This is a genomic window from Gilvibacter sp. (assembly GCF_013214815.1).
Classification (GTDB): Bacteria; Bacteroidota; Bacteroidia; order Flavobacteriales; family Flavobacteriaceae; genus Gilvibacter.
On record NZ_JABSPU010000042.1, the window covers coordinates 2690 to 21144 of the forward strand.

The following is an 18455-nucleotide window of genomic DNA, read 5'->3' on the forward strand; positions in this document are numbered from 1 at the left end:
TGATTCCTTGCTTACTGCTAAGTGCACAAGAAGAAATGGATTCCATGATGCTACTGTCCTCTTCCACTACACTGGTGGTTCCAATCAACTCGCCATCGACATCCAGTTCACTCATGTCGTTGACAATAACCGCTACCTTTAATCCCTCTTTATTGTGGAGAACGTGATTGAGTAAGGTGGTCTTTCCTGCTCCTAAAAATCCGCTCAATACGGTTACCGGTAGTTTCTTTTGCATAGCGATTGAATTTTGAAGCACAAAGCTAGGAAATTAATTGCTAATGCAACTTAGTTGCATTAAATTTGTGTTATGGGAATTGTAAGAAAAACAAAATCCGTTCAAACCCTTTTGACCATCTTTGAAAACACTGAAGTAGCCCTCTCCAGTGCAAACCTTGTCAAAGAACTGGCGCACTCCATGAACAAAACCACGGTTTACAGAATCTTAGACCGATTAGAAAGCCAAGGATTATTACATTCTTTTCAAGGGTTTGATGGCGTTAAATGGTATGCAAAATGCCAAGGATGTTCTAAAGAGCACCACAATGACCGTCATCCGCACTTTCAATGTAGAGACTGTGGTAAAACAGAATGCCTTTCCGCTGATTTCAATATTCCTGAGCTGTCCAACCATAAAGTGGAATACGCCCAGCTCCTACTCACGGGACAGTGTGCGGCTTGTGCTCAGTTATAATTCCTTTAATTACTTCAGCGAGTTATCCGGGTAAGCAGAAGGCCTGAATTATCGATTTTTCCATTACCGAACGATGTTTTGAAAAAACCAAACATCCAGTGGATGTTTGAGTGAGATTGCCGAAGTGAAGTCTTGAAAAGACCAAGTGTCCTGTGGACATTTGGCGAAGGTAAACGGCCTGCCGCGCTGGAAGTTGCAGCACTTTTTTTAAATGTCATCTCGATACAACGCCACCTCGTGGCGCCACTCGATGACCGTTAGCGATTTTTCCAGAAAAACGGCGTAAACAAGATCAGCACCGTAAAGAGTTCCAATCGGCCAATAAGCATCAAGAAAGAAGCCCACCACTTACTAGCGGTTGGCAATGAGGCATAATTTTCTACCGGGCCGAGATCTCCTAATGCTGGCCCTACATTACCCAGTGTAGAAGCAGCACCACCTAGGGCCGTTTTAAAATCCAATCCCAACCAAGAGAACACCAAGGTTCCAATAATAAAACTCAACATGTACAGAATGAAGAATGCCAAGATGTTGAAAACAATCGGTTGTTGTACGGCCTTTTGATTATAACGTACCGGTAAGATGGCGTTGGGATGCAGGGTTCTTCTAAATTCCATGATCCCGTTTTTGATCATGATGATGTGACGCACGATCTTGATTCCTCCGGAGGTAGACCCACTGCTTCCTCCTAAGAACATCAGTCCAAAGAAAAAGAGGGTTAAAAAGGGCGTCCAAGCAGTAAAGTCCGCAGTGACAAAACCAGTAGTAGTAACCACCGCTAAGACTTGAAACAAACTGTGTCTAATGGCAGATTCACCCGCACCGAGCACCTGAGGATGCGCAACGGTACTTGTACTGAGATCCGCTTGAAAATAAATGATCAAGGCAGAGATCACGGTCAAAGAAGCGATCCCGATTAAATAGTATTTGAATTCATCGTCCTCAAAGATTCGTCTGAACTTACGCTTAAAGGCAAAGTAACTCAAGACAAAATTGGTCCCTGCAAAGAACATAAATACTATGATAATGTATTGAATGATTGGTGTATCATTCCAGTAAGCCACACTGGCGTTTTTGGTAGAAAAACCACCGGTACTCAAGGTACTCAAGGAGTGGTTCACTGCATCAAATACAGACATTCCAGCCACAGAAAGCAAGATGGTCTCCGCCACGGTATATCCAACATAGATCAACCAAAGGCGTTTAGCAGTATCGGTGATCCGCGGGTGGAGTTTATCTCCTCCTGGCCCAGGAGCCTCCGCAGCAAATAGCTGCATTCCCCCTATACCCAAAAGTGGTAAAATGGCAATGGCCAATACAATAATCCCCATACCTCCTATCCAGTGGGTGATGCTGCGCCAAAGCAGAATACCCTCAGGCATGACCTCAATATCTTGGAGAATCGTTGCGCCCGTGGTGGTGTATCCGCTAATGGTCTCAAAGAATGCGTCACTGAAAACCGGAATGGCATCACTCAGAACATACGGCAAACTCCCAGTAATAGACATAAATAACCAACCAAAGGTCACAATGAGATACCCCTCTCTTTTTTGCAATTCTTTGCGGTGCTTGGCCGTGGCGTACATAAAAAGACCTCCCAATAAATTGGTGATCAGTCCGGCCAATAAAATGCCTTCTGTTGCTCCATCTCCATAGCCATAGCTGACTATTGCAGAGATCCACATAAAACCACCGTTGCAAAGCAACAACAATCCCATGAGGTGAAAAATGAGTTTAAAATTAAGTCTGATTAAAGAAGAGATCATCAGACAAAGAGTTTTTCAACTTTTTCAAGCGCTTGCGGCAAACAACATACCACTACGCGATCGCCTTCCTTGATCTCAAAATCTCCTAAGGCAATGATCCCTTGACCGTCGCGAATGATCCCACCAATAATGGCAGATCTCGGGAAATCCAACTCGCGAATCACCTTATTACAAACGGCACTATCGGTATGTACAATGAATTCCAAAAGCTCCACATTCATATTGTTGAGCTTGGTAATGGCAACTACCTCACCTTTTCTGATATATCTAAAGATGGTGTTGGCCGCCAATAATTTTTTATTGATCAAAGTATTGATCCCAATGGACTGCGAGAGTTGGAAGTAATCCATATTCTCCACTAATGCAATGGTTTTCTTTACTCCGCGGGACTTGGCCACCAAACAGCTCATGATGTTGGTCTCTGAATTTCCTGTCACGGAAACAAAGGCGTCCATATCTGAGATCGCCTCTTCCTCCAACAATTCTACGTTGCGGCCATCTCCGTTGATCACCAAACAGCTTGGTACATCATCGGCAATTTCAAAGGCCTTGTCTTTGTTAGCTTCAATAAGTTTAACCTTGAACTTACTTGCGCAAAGGTCTCTGGCTGTTTTAAAGCCGATATTACTTCCGCCCAAGATCATCACATTCTTCAGGTCTTCTTTGACCTTTCCAACCATGGTATAAATGCTTTCTAAGCCTTCTTTTACGGTAACAAAATAAACCTGATCTCCTTCTCGGAATTGTGTATCTCCCCGTGGAATGATGGTGTACTGTGTCCCGCTGCGCTGAATGGCAATAGGTACATAGCTGTACTTCTCGCTTACGTCTGCCAGATCACGAACGCTTTTACCCACTATGGAAGAGGTTCTGGAAAGAATCAATCCAACCATGGTCAAAGCGCCATCTTCAAACTCATAAGTGTCATTGAATCCACTTTGGTTGAGCAGCAAACCGATTTCACTGGCGGCCAAGGATTCTGGTGAGATCAATTCGTCTATACCCAAATGGGTAAAACCGATCTCGTCTTTGTTTTCAATGAATTCTGAATTGGATATACGCGCAATAGTACGTTTTGCCCCCAATTGTTTAGCCAGAACACAAACGGTAATGTTCGTGGTCTCGCTGGAGGTAACCCCGATCACCAATTCTGTATTGGCAACATCTGCATCTTTAAGCACCGAAATAGAGGTTGCATCTCCTTTAACCACCCGAATATCCAAATGCGTATCTGCATACTGCAAACTGGTACGGTCAGTATCAATTAAAGTAATGTCTTGCGATTCAAAGGAAAGCAGTTTAGCTAAATGGAAGCCAACCTCGCCGGCACCGGCTACTATAATCTTCATAGGCTACGAAAAGCGTGCGGGGCAAATTTACAGAAAATCTGCAAATCTGCATCCAAGATTAACAGCTTTGCAACATCACTAATGGCTCTATTTTGCGTATTTTTGCACCCAAATTAATGCCATGGCTAAGTCGGTGAACCCTTATAAAGATTCGGACCTCAACAAAAAAGCGCAGGTAGAACAGATGTTTGACAACATCTCTAACCGCTATGATGGGCTCAATCGGGTGATCACTTTTGGTATCGACCAAAAATGGCGCAGAAAGGTGGTAAAGATGATCGTAGCCCAAGATCCAGAGACTGTTTTGGACATTGCCACGGGTACTGGAGACCTCGCCATTGCTTTTGCACAGCGCTTGGACAAAGCCAAGGTTACCGGCTTAGATATTTCTGAAGGCATGCTCAGCGTGGCTCGCAAAAAGACCGCAGCAGCCTCTTTTGCAGATCGTTTGGAGTTTGTAAAAGCAGACTCAGAAGCGATGCCTTACCCAGACAATCAGTTTGATGCCATTACGGTTTCCTTCGGAATCAGAAACTTTGAAAATCTAGAAAAAGGACTGACCGAAATTCTACGTGTTCTCAAGCCTGGAGGACTCTTTGTGGTCTTAGAAACTTCGGTACCAGAAAAATTTCCGTACAAACAGGGCTATAAATTCTACTCAAAAGGTATCTTGCCGCTCATTGGAAAGTTGTTTTCTAAAGATAAAGTAGCCTACGGTTATTTGTCTGAAAGTGCAGCCGCTTTCCCATATGGCGAACGTCTCAACAATATTTTTGCAAAAATTGGGTTTATAGAGACTGAAAATAAGCCACAAACCTTTGGTGTTGCCACCATTTATACTGCTACCAAAGCATGAGTAGAAAATTGATCCTGATACTTGTATTTGCCATTTTTGCGCAGACTGCACAAGCACAGCTGTTTAGCAAGGAGCGCTTGGCTAATCTGGAAACCTTTGACAAGCGTTTTTTGACCTGGGGTTACTTTTTAGGCTTCAACTCCTACGATTTTAAGATCGAGTATAATGGACCTCAAGTAGAGGATATAGTGGTAGACCGGGGTGGTGGATTCAACGTAGGACTTATTGGAGATATGCGCCTGAATGAGCATATGAACCTACGCTTGGAGCCGGGGCTTTACTTTTCTCAGCGCGATCTGCGTTTTCCAGGATTTACAGAAGAACGCGATATACTGCGAGAGGTTAAATCGACTTACATCCACCTACCTCTGCTGCTGAAGGTATCCACTAAACGTTTGAATAACTTCAAGCCTTTTATTGTCGGAGGGGTTTCTACAGCTTGGAATCTATCGAGCAACAGTGACAACCCTCAAGATAACTCAGGAGGGGAATTTAGAATGGAACCCACAGCCCAATTCTGGGAAGTTGGCTTTGGAATTGACTTTTACCTCTTCTACTTTAAGTTCACACCATCTATCCGTGGGGTCTTTGCCATGAACAATGAGCTGATCCCAGACAACGACCCCAACAGTCCCTGGACTGGAAATATTGGTGCGATGAGCACCCGCGGGATCTTCATCAACTTTACTTTCCAATAGACCGTTTAAACTCGCTAAGTAAAACAGCTGTAGCTGTAGCGACGTTCAAACTCTCTTGCCCTGCTCCGAAATTGGGAATGCTCAATTTGGTATCTATCACTGCGGAAGCTTCCTTAGAAATTCCTTGCCCTTCATTGCCCATCACCAAAACGGCATGCTCAGGCAAAGCAGTTTGGTAGACATTCTCTCCTTGCATGAATCCGCCATAAACGGGCAAGTCCGATTGGGTTAACCAAGCAGGCAAATCGGCCAAATAATGCAATTGAACCCTTGCCAAGCTTCCCATAGAAGCTTGCACCACCTTTGGGTTATAACAATCTGCAGTTTCTTTCGTACAGACAATATCTTCTACCCCAAACCAATCGGCTAAACGCATGATGGTTCCCAAATTGCCCGGATCTTGTATACTGTCTAAAGCGAGGATAAGCCCCTTTTCATTTAATACCGTAAGGGTCTTTCGCTTAAAAATTGCAAAGGCAGTATTGGGTGATTTTTGGTTGCTGATTTTTTTGAGTTCCGCAGCACTGATCACCTCCGAAGTCGTCTCAGAGAACACACTAGGATCTGTCGTGTAATGGGATTCGAGCTTCAAACCCGCGGCCATGAGATCTTGGATCAGTTTTGGGCCTTCTGCCACGAAAACCTCGTGACGGTCTCGGTACTTTTTTTGACGCAGTGACGTTAGGTATTTTAAGGTGTTCTTGCTCAGCATAGTTCTGGAGGTATTTCCGTGCAAACCCCTGCAACCTTCCAATCCAAAATACATTGTTGATGCAGTTTGCTAAATTAAGGCGGACTGTATCGGAAATAGTTTATTTTTGATGTAATCTAAAAGCCGCTTGAAGCAACTTCACTCAAAAATAGTATTAATATTTGTTACGGCCTTGTTGCTGTATTCTTGCAACGCGGTCAAGCGGGTTCCACAAGGCAAATACCTCTTGATTGAGAATGAGATCAACGTAGATGGGGAGGTCATCAAAGACCCTTATATCTACGATCAACTCTCCCAACGCCCAAATACCCGTGTGCTAGGCATTCCGTTTAGTTTGCACATTTACAACTTCGCGAAAAAGGATCCGGACAGCACCTTTCAAGACTGGCTTAAAAAGAAACCCAAGCGCGAGCAACGCTTGACCAAAAAGCTATCGGCCAAACAGCTTTATGAATTGGAGCAATCTTATGTGGGGATCAACAATTGGATCAAAAAAATTGGGGAAGCCCCTGTAGTTATTGACGACGCCAAACTGGAAAAATCCCGCAGACGTCTGGAACGTTATTACCGCCGCAGAGGTTGGTTCAATACTCAGGCTAGTTTCAATGTGAACGGAGACAGCACCCAACGCGCCAAAGTCAATTACAAGGTGATTCGTTATGAGCCTTATATCATCGACTCCATCCAAACCAACATAAGTTCTGCTGTGGTAGATTCACTCTTCCAACTGACCAAAGAGCAAAGTTTTATTGTTGAAGGCGAACAGTACAACGCCGAGAATTTTGAGAATGAGATCGATCGTTTGACGCTGCAATTCCGCAACTCAGGCCTCTATGATTTTGACACTGAGTACGTCACTTTTGAAGGCGACACTTCTGAGACCAACCACAAAGCACTAATCACTTATGTGATTCCAGATCGAACCATCACCACACCAGACAGCACCTATACGGAACCCTTCAAATCTTATGATGTCAACAAGGTGCGTATTGTCACCGATTACCGATACGCTTTGGGCTACGAGCAGTTGACAGACCGTGTGAATTACGATGACTTTGAACTCTACAGTTACCAAGGTTTGGATTACAAGCCGAAGGCCATCACCGATGTAATTTCCATTACCCCTGGAGAAGTGTTCCGAGATGTGGATCGCTCGCTAACCTACAATCAGATCAGTGACCTCAACGTATTTAGATATCCGACCATAGAATACAGTCCAGACCCGAATGATCCAGAGGGCAATGGACTTATCGCCAACATACTGCTCACGCCGCTTAAGAAGTACAATCTGGATGTCAACTTTGATGCCTCCACCTCTACGGTCCAAGAATTTGGGGTTGCCTTTAGGACGACCTTCTCTATTCGGAATGTGTTTAAAGGTGCAGAAACTCTGGAACTTTCGGCCCGAGGCTCTTTGGGTTCTTCTCAAGATGCTGCCGATGCCGATCGAAGCTTCTTCAACATCTCTGATGTAGGTGGGAACGCAGCGCTGCAATTTCCGCGGATTCTTTTTCCGCTCAATACGGATAGGATTATCCCTAAATATATGTCGCCCAAAACGCGCATAAGCACTGGGGTTGGATTTCAAAACAATATTGGTCTGGACAGACAAAACCTGAATTTGGCCTTCAATTATCAATGGAAGCCCACTCGAACTAAAAGTTGGAACCTCAGCCTGGCAGACATTCAGTACGTGCGCAATTTGAACACCAGTAACTTCTTTAATGTATACCGCAGCTCTTTTGATATTGTTAACGATATTGCGACCAGCAGCGGCTATATGTTTGAAGACCCTGAGAGTGGTTCCTTGGGTATTCCAGAAGAGATCGATCAGTTTTTGATCGATGCCCTTGGAGACAATCCAGACGGCTTGACCTTTACTGAGGACAACTTGGAAGAACTGGCCAGTGTAGATGAAAGACGGGATCGTTTGTCTGAGGACAATTTGATCTTTAGTTCTAGTGTGACCTGGATCAGGGATTCCCGCGAAGACACTTATGATTTGAGCTTTTCACGCTGGCGTTGGAAGTTGGAATCTGCAGGAAACTTCTTGTCCCTGCTTACCAATTTAGCAGACACCGATGTTGCTGAAGACGGAAACAGAAAAGCCTTAGGTGTAGAATTCTCGCAATACATTAAAGGAGAAATTGATTTTATTCGCCACTGGGAGATCAATCAAAATGCAGTTTTAGCCGTCCACGGCTTTGGAGGTATTGCCATCCCTTACGGCAACAGCAACAGCATACCTTTTATTCGCTCATACTTTGCTGGAGGAGCTAACGACAACCGTGGCTGGCGACCGTTTGACCTCGGCCCAGGTAGCAGCGGTAGCCGCTTAGACTTTAATGAAGCTAACTTCAAGCTCGCCTTTAATGCCGAATATCGCTTCACCCTTTTGGGCGCCTTAAAAGGTGCGCTCTTTGTGGACGCTGGGAATATTTGGAACGTTTTGGATTCTCAAGAAGATGAAGCTTTTCGTTTCTCCGGATTGAGCGATTTAGGCGAATTGGCAGTAGCAAGCGGTTTTGGTATCCGTTATGACTTTGGCTTTTTTGTACTGCGTTTTGATACGGGCTTTAAAACACACAACCCCGCGCGACCCCTTGGAGACCGTTGGTTTAAGGAGTATAACTTTGCCAATGCAGTCTTTAATATCGGGGTGAATTATCCCTTCTAAATCCATCAGCTAAAACGTTAGCGTTGATTCTAGCCACAGTCTGGGGCAAGCAGTAGTTTTTTTGTTATTTTTGCTACCCTAACCCATACTGAAAAACGTCTTTATGAGTCATTCTATTAAGCCGGGAGTAGCTACCGGTAGAGAAGTTCAGGAAATCCACAAACTAGCGAAAGAAAAAGGCTTTGCCATGCCAGCAGTAAACGTAGTTGGAACCAACTCCGTAAACACTGTACTGGAAACAGCAGTTGCCCTTAACGCTCCAGTAATTATTCAATACTCCAACGGAGGTGCGCAATTCAATGCTGGAAAAGGTCTTTCTAACGAAAATCAAAAATCTGCGATTGCCGGCGGAATCGCTGGAGCGCGACACATACATGAAATGGCTAAGGCTTACGGAGCCACAGTGATCTTGCACACAGACCACTGCGCCAAAAAACTATTGCCTTGGGTTGACGGCTTGCTGGATGCCAGTGAGGCGCACTACAAGCAATTCGGAACTCCTTTGTACAGCAGTCATATGTTGGACCTTTCTGAGGAACCGATTGAAGAAAACATTGAGATCTCTAAAAGATATCTAGAGCGCATGACCAAAATGGGCATGACCTTAGAGATCGAACTGGGAATCACTGGTGGTGAAGAAGACGGTGTAGACAACTCTGATGTTGACGCCTCTAAACTTTACACCCAACCCGAAGAAGTGGCTTACGCTTATGAAGAACTCATGAAAGTGAGCGATCAGTTTACCGTTGCTGCAGCCTTTGGAAACGTACACGGGGTATACAAGCCTGGAAACGTAAAGCTAACTCCAAAGATCTTGAAGAACTCTCAGGAGTATGTTCAGGCTAAATTCGGAACCGGGCACAACCCAGTTGACTTTGTTTTCCACGGCGGTAGTGGTTCTACCTTAGAGGAGATTCGCGAAGCCATCGGCTACGGAGTGGTGAAAATGAACATTGACACCGACCTACAGTTTGCGTTCTGCGAGGGTATTCGTGACTATATGACTGGAAACATCGATTACCTAAGAACACAGATCGGTAACCCTGATGGGGCTGAAGTACCAAACAAGAAATATTACGACCCTCGCAAATGGTTGCGCGAAGGTGAGATCACTTTCCGCAAGCGTTTGGAGAAAGCATTTGAGGACCTTAACAATGTAAACACCCTTTAAGAAATGGCTTGGTTTAAACGTACAAAGAAGGGAATTCAAACCCCTACTGAACTCAAGAAAGATGTTCCTAAAGGACTGTGGTACAAATCACCTACTGGGAAAATTGTTGACGCGGAAGAGTTAGAAAAGAACTTTTACGTGAGCCCAGAAGATGGCTACCACGTACGCGTAGGTTCTAAAGAATACTTTGAGATCCTTTTTGACGACAATGAGTTCAAAGAATTGGACAAGGATCTAGTTTCTAAGGATCCACTAAAGTTTGAAGACACTAAAAAATATTCAGATCGCTTAAAAGACGCTCAAGACAAAACCGGACTTAAAGATGCTGTTCGCACAGCGGTTGGAAAATCTATGGGTGCTGATTTGGTGATCGCTTGTATGGATTTCCGTTTTATCGGAGGTTCTATGGGATCTGTTGTGGGCGAGAAGATCGCGCGTGCTGCAGATTACAGTCTTAAGAATAACATTCCGTTCTTGATGATCTCTAAATCTGGTGGAGCTCGAATGATGGAAGCTGCTCTGTCTCTTATGCAGTTGGCTAAGACCTCTGCTAAATTGGCGCAGTTGGCAGAAGCAAAGATTCCATACATCTCTTTATGTACCGACCCAACTACGGGAGGAACAACAGCATCATTTGCCATGTTGGGAGACATCAACATTTCTGAGCCGGGAGCCTTGATCGGTTTTGCGGGACCTCGTGTGGTAAGAGATACTACCGGGAAAGACCTGCCAGAAGGATTCCAATCTTCGGAGTTCTTGTTGGAGCACGGTTTCTTGGATTTCATCTCCCACAGAAAAGATCTAAAGCGCAATATCAATCTCTATTTGGATTTGATTTTGAATCGTCCGCTTAGAGAAAAAACAGCTTAAGAGAAAGGCACCCGATGGGTGCTTTTTTTGTTATCTATTTTTCTCCCTTTCTTTTTTGGCATTGCACAAAAAAGAAACAAAAAACGCTAGCGACACGTACTCCTCCTTGAAAACTACGCTGCCATGTCTGGGCTGAGCTGCGTTCGTTTTTGGCTACGCCAAAGTACTATGCAGCACAGCCTTAGTCGCCAATAGCAGCTAGTTTTGCTACGTACTCGCGCGAATGTCGCAGAAAAAGTTAGAAATTAGCCAAATCTATTTATAAGCAATCGTTTTGACTAAAGACCGACATTTGATAACCGTACTTGAAAACCCAAATTTCATTATGAACATTGGTAATGTGATAAGGAATGTAAATGGTTTAGGAGTTGATGAGTTATTTGTTATTGATGGACAAAAGAGATTAGAGGATGATTTGGAAAAAATAAGGTCGAGAAAATCGATTCTGAAAAACTCAAATGGAGCGGTAAAATGGACTAATGTAAAAGTCTTTCACACTACCTCTTCTTGCTTCGAATATTTGAAAAGTAATCTTTTCACTAATGTCGCCACATCTCCACATCTTAAAACCTCAAGATGTTTCCAAATTGAAAAAGCTAATCTTAAAATTCCGAAACTCGCAATTTGGTTTGGTGAAGAATCTAAGGGTTTAAGTAATGAGGCTTTCAACCTTTGCGATTTTAGTATTTACATAAAAATGAGAGGCAAAGTTGAGAGCTTTAATTTATCTACATCTACAGGAATAGTTATGTATGAGGCTATCAGACAAAGAGATTGTGACTAATCTAAGTTGTGATCTTCTCTTTTAAACAAGCCCATTAACGCGACCTCTCGCGAGTCTCGTTAAAATCAAGCCAGCAGTAGATGGATGATAGCTGTGTGGAACAGCGACGAGGCAAAGCCGAGTGCGAACTCCGCACAGCTGTGGCGGCGGGTGGCGTAGATTTTAGAGACGAGTGAGCGTCGCTAGCGCTTTTTGCTACTTTTTGCCGTAATGGGAAAAAGTAGATAAAGAAGTAAAAAGAAAGTTTATCGAAAAGTTTGTCTGCTTTATTTAAAGCAGAAAAGAACTCGCGTTAGGGACTGCAGCAAGCTACCTTACCTCACGATATTTTGCACTGCAAAATCAAATGTCTGGTAGACATTTGAGTGAGGTACCCGCGAAGCGGAAAGCTAACTTCTCAATGTCATCTCGATACAATTTGCTTTCAGCAAATCACTCGATGACCGTAAATAGAAAAGAGCGCCTATCAGCGCTCTTTTCACCTAAAACCAATCAGTAAACCACTACTGAAAACTAATTAGCAACTTAATTCGCTAAAAATCTTCTTAACCTAATGACTTGCTCCTCTCCAGAAGGCAAGGTCAAAGTTCCGAAAGGGTCACAGGTTCCGTCACCAAAATCAAGGCTCACGGTAGCATCTTCACGGCTGAGTTCTAAAACACCGCTTACAATGAATCTGCAAGCCCATTCTCTGCGCAATGGCTCTACAGTTTCTTTGCTGTAAGACACGCCCAAACGGTTGGTGAAGTTCACGGTTCCACTCAGAAGGAAAACATTGTCTCCCCAGAAACCAGTACCCGCGCCCTCAATCCATTCACGATTCTTGTTGGCGGAATAACTCATGGTTTCTCCATCGGGCCAAACCACATCAAGACTCACCGTTTTATTGGCATTTGGGTTTCCGGCGTCATTGATACTGCGCACAATAGTTTTTGAACCATTCACGCTGATATCATTAAAGAAAAAGTCATCACTGGTTTGTACTTGAAAGGTACGAGAAGGGGCATCCGTATCTACGCTGTGAAAGATGGTATAACTTCCAGAAAGCGTATTTCCTGTAGGGAGTTCGCATCCGTCACCAAAGTCTACGGTACGTTCAACGCTGGTATCGGTTACCACAGTAGTCACGGTAACACAAGGGGGCAAAAAATCAGATACTTTGGCGGCAAAGCCATTTGCGTCAGCTTCTGCGGAAGCAATGATATCTAAGGTAATATTGGTCAGTTCTTCATCAACAAGGTCAATCTCGTCTACCTGGTTGATCGTCTCCACGCTGATCTGCGCGTTGACTTCTTCTTGCTCGCTAGTAACTTCTGAATCGTCACTAGAACAGCTGGTCAAGGTCAGGGCTCCTACAGCCAGTACACTAAGTAATCGCAAAGGGTGAAATTTGGTTTTCATTTTTTCAAATTTTTTGAGTTTGTGTTCTTATGACAGGAAATGTTAAGAAAGGTTTAAAATCCATTTAAAAATTTAGCCCGAATTAGGAGCAGAAAATCTATTACAGCTCAGAATTACTGCAAAACCCAGCGATATAGAGTTTTTCAATTTAACCGTAGCGCTGCTATGCTTAAATTGAGAAAACACTGGTTTTTATTGTAATTCAGGCCTTCATGACGAAGTTCAGCACCGAATTCGGGCAATTTTTAAGCCGCTATCAATGAAAGATATAGAAGAATTGCACTATATTTGCGCCCTGTTGCCGTAAGGGCACGACGTACATAAAAATTATTTAAATAAATGTTGGCATGTATTTAACACCAAAAGTAAAAGAAGACATCTTTAAAAAACACGGGAAGTCTGCACAAGACACCGGTTCTGCAGAAGGGCAGATCGCGTTATTCACTTACCGCATCTCTCACTTGACAGAGCACCTCAAGAAAAACCACAAAGACTACAACACCGAAAGATCTTTGGTGAAACTAGTAGGTAAGCGTCGTTCACTATTAGATTATCTAATGAAGAAAGACATCATGAGATACCGTGCTATCGTTAAAGAACTAGGACTACGTAAATAAAACGTATACTTTTGGAGGGGCTTTTGGAGCCCCTCTTTACTTATCTTACCTTAGGGGAAGATTACGAAAAAGCTACTAAGTTGCTTTTCATTAGGTCAACGATGGTTCCACTTCACTACACAACAACAAACCATTGTTAACCCGCTCTTTTTTAAAAAGAGCACCAAATCATTTTTATGATACCAAAGACTTATAAAGAGGTCATTGACCTTGGAGACGGTAGAGAGATCTCTATCGAAACTGGAAAACTAGCCAAGCAAGCGCACGGAAGCGTTGTGGTGCAGTCCGGTAAATGTATGATGCTGTGTACTGTAGTTTCTAACTACCACTCAGCAGATGTTGACTTTTTGCCTTTAACGGTAGACTACCGCGAGAAATTTGCGGCAGCCGGTCGTTATCCAGGTGGATTCTTTAAGCGTGAAGCACGTCCTAGTGACGGCGAGGTTTTGACCATGCGTTTGGTTGACCGCGTATTGCGTCCGCTTTTCCCAAAGGATTACCACGCAGAAACTCAAGTAATGATTCAACTCATGTCTCACGACGAGAACGTAATGCCAGATGCTATGGCCGGTTTGGCTGCGTCTGCTGCGATCCAACTTTCAGACTTTCCGTTTGAATGTGCGATATCAGAAGTACGTGTTGCTCGTGTAGACGGAGAATTCATCATCAACCCTACTCGTGAACAATTGGCGCAATCTGACATCGATATGATGGTTGGAGCTTCTGCCGATTCTGTAATGATGGTAGAAGGTGAGATGGATGAGATCTCAGAAGAGGAAATGGCAGATGCGATCAAAGCTGCACACGAAGCGATCAAAGTTCAGTGTGCTGCCCAGTTGCGTTTGGCAGAAGCTGTTGGAAAGAAGGAAGTACGCGAGTACGACCCGGAAGACAACGACGAAGCTTTAGAGCAAAAGATCCACGACATGGTTTACGACAAAACTTACGCTATTGCTAAGGCAGGTTCTGCTAAGCACGAGCGCGGTCAGGCCTTTAGTGAGATCAAAGAAGAAGTATTCGCATCGTTCTCTGAAGAAGAGCAAGACGAGTTGGGTAAATTGATCCACAAGTATGTGGCAAAAGCTCAAAAGAAAGCCATTCGTGACTTGACCTTGAATGAAGGTTTACGTTTGGATGGTCGTAAGACTGATGAAGTTCGTCCGATCTGGTGTGAGGTAGACTACCTACCTTCTACACACGGTTCTGCGATCTTTACTCGTGGGGAAACTCAGGCTTTGGCTACTGTAACCCTAGGTACTTCTAGAGATGCAAACATTATTGACATGCCTTCTTATGAAGGTGAGGAGCGTTTTTACCTCCACTATAACTTCCCTCCTTTCTCAACTGGTGAGGCCCGTCCAATTCGCGGAACTTCAAGACGTGAGGTAGGACACGGAAACTTGGCCCAACGCGCCCTTAAAGGAATGATTCCTGACGATTACCCATACACGGTACGTGTGGTATCAGAAGTACTAGAATCTAACGGTTCTTCTTCTATGGCTACAGTATGTAGCGGTACAATGGCACTTATGGATGCTGGTGTTGCTATGACCAAGCCAGTTTCTGGTATTGCCATGGGATTGATCTCAGAAGGAGATAAATACGCCGTATTGAGTGATATTCTTGGAGACGAGGATCACTTGGGTGATATGGACTTTAAAGTAACCGGTACTGCGGATGGTATCACGGCTTGTCAAATGGATATCAAGATCAAAGGGCTTAGCTATGAGATCTTGGTGAACGCATTGAAGCAGGCTCGTGACGGACGTTTGCACATTTTGAGCAAATTGACCGACACCATTGCACAACCAAACGAGACTGTGAAGCCTCACGCTCCAAAAATGGTTACCGAAATCATTCCAAACGAATACATCGGAGCCCTTATTGGACCTGGTGGAAAAGTGATCCAAGAACTTCAGAAGGAAACTGGAACCACTATCGTGATCAACGAAGACCCAGTGACAGAAGAAGGAATCGTAGAGATCCTTGGCACAGACCAAGACGGAATCGACGCGGTATTGGCCAAGATCGCTTCCATTACCTTTAAGCCGGATGTAGGAAGCGTTTACGAAGTAAAAGTGATCAAGATCCTAGACTTCGGAGCGGTAGTAGAATACCTTGAAGCTCCTGGTAACGAAGTATTGCTACACGTTTCTGAGTTGGCTTGGGAACGCACAGAAAACGTAACTGATGTGGTAAACATGGGTGACGTATTTGACGTGAAGTACTTCGGAATTGACAAGCGCACACGCAAAGAGAAAGTTTCTCGCAAAGCCTTGTTGCCAAAACCAGAAGGTTACGTGGAGCGTAAGCCAAGAGAACGCGATGATCGCAAAGGCGGAGGTCGTGATAACAGAAACAGAGACAATCGTCGCGATCGTAAAGACCGCAATTAAGACCGATTTCTGATCTAATAAACCTGAGAAAAGCCGCTGTTACAGCGGCTTTTTTTATTATTCGCCAAATAAAAGTTATTTTTAACGCAACCTTTAGAAAAAAGCAAGTCTATTAACTAAACAACACCACTAAAAATGAAGAAATTTTACGTACTAATTTGCTCAGTTGTTGTCGCACTTATGGCCGTTTCCTGTGAAAAGGATTCAAACAATACCATTGACCAGGTATTGGAAGGCGTTGACAGCGGAGCCGTTTTGAGAACTATCAACGTGATCTCTGGTGAACTCCCCATCGGTGTGGAAGGTGCCAAGTTTGAAGTTGAAGTAGAAGCCCAAGACAATCAGAATGGAGACTTACTACAATCCGTTGACGTGTTTGTAGCGCTTACAGACAATTCTCCCGATAATGGAGATTCTTCTGCGGCAGAAGTGCAGATCGGAACTGTTGATCGTGCAGCTTTTAGCCCAGGACCATTCGGATTGCCACGTGGAATCGTAAGCGTAACTCTTGATGAAATGCTCGGCGCTCTCGGAGTAACAGAAGCAGATCTATTTGGAGGAGACGTATTCAATATCCGTTTGTCCTTGAACTTGACTGACGGACGTGTATTTTCAGTTAGCAACGCCGGAGGTATCATTACCGGTGGATTCTTCAACTCACCATTCCAATATGCTCCTGCAGTGATCTGTCCTGTAGAAGAAACTTTTATGGTTGGTGAATATTTGATCGAAGAGATCACTCCTTACGTTGACGGACCTACCTTTGATGACGGTTCTATTGTTGAAGTGACTGTCGGAGATTTCAGTACAGAGCGTGTATTCTTCACCTCGAACTATCCAGATTACTGTACCACTCCAAATGACTTTAGATACACACTAGTTTGTGGAAACATCATTGTTCCACTACAGGAAAGTAATTGTGCATGTGGTTCTGGAGCCGACTACTTTGGACCACCATTAGGAGATGCTTCCACTTATGACTTGAGTGACGACACTGTGTTCTTCTTAACCTTCGGGAACGACTTGCAGTCTGACTGTGTTGCACCAGAAGACACTACTTATAAGTTTACCAAGCAATAGGCGTCGCATCAGATTCCTAAAAATGAAAACTATACTTGGAACTTCATGAGCTCATAAAGCTATGTAAACAGCAAAACAGACAAGCACAAAGTGAATTGTTTTTGCGTTATAAAGACGTACTCTTCACTTTGTGTTTGAAGTATTGCAAGAGTCAGGCAGAAGCCGAAGACCACCTCCAAGATAGTTTCATAAAAATTTTCCAAAACATCAAGCGGTACGCCGACAAAGGAAGCTTTGAAGGCTGGATGAAGCGCATTGTGATCAACTCTGCCATTGACCGCTACAAGAAAGACCTTTATACGGTCTCTGTTGATGAACAGCGCATTGCTGAACAAGACACGGAGATCGATGAACAGGCCATGCAATTGCCCTTAAAGACCTTATTGGTTCTGGTGCAAGAACTGCCCAGCAGGTATCGCCTGATTTTTAACCTCTACGAACTCGATGGCTATTCGCACAATGAAATAGCAGACCAACTGGGAATATCCTCGGGTACATCTAAATCAAATTTACATCGCGCCAAGTTGATCTTGAAGGAGAAGGTACTCGCTCTCAAGCAGGACCATCCTTTGACAAAGAATCTTAAACATGGATAATAAACAAGACATAGGAGCAGCATTTAAGCAGCGACTGGCAGACCTCAATGAAGGTCCGGCAGATAGTGCAGCGCAATGGGACCAAATCGCCACCCAACTGGATGCCGAGGGGACTAGCCCCAAAGGGATTCCATTCTGGCTAAAATCTGGTCTTGCTGTTTTAATCGTAGGGGTAACTGCCTTCGGAATTTGGAAATTCGCTTCTTCGACAAGCACGGATCCAAATCCAAATGCTAATACAGAATTAACGGAATCGCAAAGCGCGCCTTCCGAATCAGGGATGGATCCATCTGGAATCGATCCTCAAGGAACATCAGAGTTAACTCCAATCGCTGCGGAGGAAACTCAGAATGATACGACCACAAGTTCAAGTTCAGAATCAAGCCTTCCAACATCAGCATCTGATGCTGTTGCAACAGAAAGTACTTCCTCTGGAGTTGTTTCCGGAGAAACTCCAACTACTGCTGAAACACCATCGAGCAGTTCATCAAACTCGTCTGCAACTGAAACATCCGTTGCTACAACAGGAGCTACATCCACTCGCGCATCAAAAGATACGAAGACCAGTACCGCAGTAAAACAAGTACCCAATTCGCAATCAACTACTACCTCAACGGGTATTAGTACCAGTACTGTAGCTTCAACAAGAACTTCAGGCAATACTTCTACTGTGACTGGCTCTACAAATAGCACTGAATCAAATAATAGTACGGGGACCAGTAATACCACAACAGGAATTACAAGCTCTGGGGTGAGTTCAGACACGCCTAGCAATACCAGAACTCCGAATT

17 protein-coding genes are annotated in these 18455 nt (G+C 44.1%); 12 read left to right on the forward strand and 5 right to left on the reverse strand.

The genetic code is table 11. The annotated features are described in order from the left end of the window. Window positions 1-235: GTP-binding protein (locus HRT75_RS09395; RefSeq protein ID WP_291185659.1), on the reverse strand; the 235-nt coding region annotated here is incomplete at its 3' end. A gap of 72 nt (window positions 236-307) precedes the next feature. Here HRT75_RS09395 and HRT75_RS09400 point away from each other — a divergent pair. Further along, complete coding sequence (locus HRT75_RS09400) at window positions 308-691, forward strand: transcriptional repressor (RefSeq protein ID WP_291185662.1); 384 nt, start codon at window positions 308-310, stop codon at window positions 689-691. A 257-nt stretch (window positions 692-948) separates the two neighbouring features. Here the strand turns inward: HRT75_RS09400 and HRT75_RS09405 are convergent, their stop codons facing one another. Beyond that, window positions 949-2457 carry a potassium transporter TrkG gene (locus HRT75_RS09405; RefSeq protein WP_291185665.1) on the reverse strand — a complete coding sequence of 503 codons (1509 nt, stop codon included), beginning with the start codon at window positions 2455-2457 and terminating at the stop codon, window positions 949-951. After that, window positions 2457-3806 (reverse strand): Trk system potassium transporter TrkA, encoded by a 1350-nt coding sequence (gene trkA / locus HRT75_RS09410; protein WP_291185667.1) that lies wholly within the window; start codon window positions 3804-3806, stop codon window positions 2457-2459. The genes HRT75_RS09405 and trkA overlap by 1 nt, the downstream gene beginning before the upstream one ends. 121 nt (window positions 3807-3927) lie before the next feature. Between trkA and ubiE the strand changes: the two genes are divergently transcribed. Beyond that, window positions 3928-4662: a bifunctional demethylmenaquinone methyltransferase/2-methoxy-6-polyprenyl-1,4-benzoquinol methylase UbiE gene (ubiE, locus tag HRT75_RS09415; protein WP_291185669.1), complete on the forward strand. Its 735-nt coding sequence runs from the start codon at window positions 3928-3930 to the stop codon at window positions 4660-4662. Further along, window positions 4659-5360: a porin family protein gene (locus tag HRT75_RS09420; RefSeq protein WP_291185671.1), complete on the forward strand. Its 702-nt coding sequence runs from the start codon at window positions 4659-4661 to the stop codon at window positions 5358-5360. The genes ubiE and HRT75_RS09420 overlap by 4 nt, the downstream gene beginning before the upstream one ends. On the opposite strand, the gene HRT75_RS09425 is transcribed toward HRT75_RS09420, so the two are convergent. Next, window positions 5347-6126, reverse strand: a complete 780-nt coding sequence (locus tag HRT75_RS09425; protein ID WP_366665047.1) for an RNA methyltransferase — start codon at window positions 6124-6126, stop codon at window positions 5347-5349. The two genes, HRT75_RS09420 and HRT75_RS09425, sit on opposite strands and share 14 nt — an antisense overlap. Window positions 6127-6199: 73 nt before the next feature. Here HRT75_RS09425 and HRT75_RS09430 point away from each other — a divergent pair, with 73 nt between their 5' ends. The 4 genes from HRT75_RS09430 to HRT75_RS09445 all read left to right on the forward strand — a co-directional run bounded on the left by HRT75_RS09430 (window position 6200) and on the right by HRT75_RS09445 (window position 11574). Beyond that, window positions 6200-8749, forward strand: a complete 2550-nt coding sequence (locus tag HRT75_RS09430; protein WP_291185673.1) for a BamA/TamA family outer membrane protein — start codon at window positions 6200-6202, stop codon at window positions 8747-8749. A 103-nt stretch (window positions 8750-8852) separates the two neighbouring features. Continuing rightward, a complete protein-coding gene (fbaA, locus tag HRT75_RS09435; RefSeq protein WP_291185675.1) occupies window positions 8853-9920 on the forward strand; it encodes a class II fructose-bisphosphate aldolase in 1068 nt (355 codons plus the stop codon). Window positions 9921-9923: 3 nt separating this feature from the next. Beyond that, window positions 9924-10790: an acetyl-CoA carboxylase, carboxyltransferase subunit beta gene (gene accD, locus HRT75_RS09440; protein ID WP_272832813.1), complete on the forward strand. Its 867-nt coding sequence runs from the start codon at window positions 9924-9926 to the stop codon at window positions 10788-10790. 292 nt (window positions 10791-11082) lie between these two features. After that, the gene (locus HRT75_RS09445; protein WP_291185679.1) at window positions 11083-11574 is read left to right on the forward strand and encodes a TrmH family RNA methyltransferase; all 492 of its coding nucleotides are present in this window, start codon (window positions 11083-11085) and stop codon (window positions 11572-11574) included. Window positions 11575-12099: 525 nt separating this feature from the next. On the opposite strand, the gene HRT75_RS09450 is transcribed toward HRT75_RS09445, so the two are convergent. Continuing rightward, window positions 12100-12975, reverse strand: a complete 876-nt coding sequence (locus HRT75_RS09450) for a hypothetical protein (protein ID WP_291185682.1) — start codon at window positions 12973-12975, stop codon at window positions 12100-12102. Window positions 12976-13322: 347 nt separating this feature from the next. On the opposite strand from HRT75_RS09450, the gene rpsO reads away from it, so the two are divergent. From rpsO to HRT75_RS09475, 5 genes are all read left to right on the forward strand, one after another. Further along, entirely contained in the window at window positions 13323-13592 is a 270-nt protein-coding gene (rpsO, locus tag HRT75_RS09455) for a 30S ribosomal protein S15 (RefSeq protein ID WP_272832817.1), read from the forward strand. Window positions 13593-13768: 176 nt separating this feature from the next. After that, window positions 13769-15988 carry a polyribonucleotide nucleotidyltransferase gene (locus HRT75_RS09460; protein ID WP_291185686.1) on the forward strand — a complete coding sequence of 740 codons (2220 nt, stop codon included), beginning with the start codon at window positions 13769-13771 and terminating at the stop codon, window positions 15986-15988. A 135-nt stretch (window positions 15989-16123) separates the two neighbouring features. Beyond that, window positions 16124-17068, forward strand: coding sequence for a hypothetical protein (locus tag HRT75_RS09465; protein ID WP_291185690.1), 945 nt, complete (start codon window positions 16124-16126; stop codon window positions 17066-17068). A 35-nt stretch (window positions 17069-17103) separates the two neighbouring features. Beyond that, complete coding sequence (locus HRT75_RS09470; RefSeq protein ID WP_291185693.1) at window positions 17104-17664, forward strand: sigma-70 family RNA polymerase sigma factor; 561 nt, start codon at window positions 17104-17106, stop codon at window positions 17662-17664. Continuing rightward, a partial coding sequence (locus tag HRT75_RS09475; protein ID WP_291185696.1) for a hypothetical protein occupies window positions 17657-18455 on the forward strand: 799 nt, incomplete at its 3' end. The genes HRT75_RS09470 and HRT75_RS09475, both read left to right, overlap by 8 nt.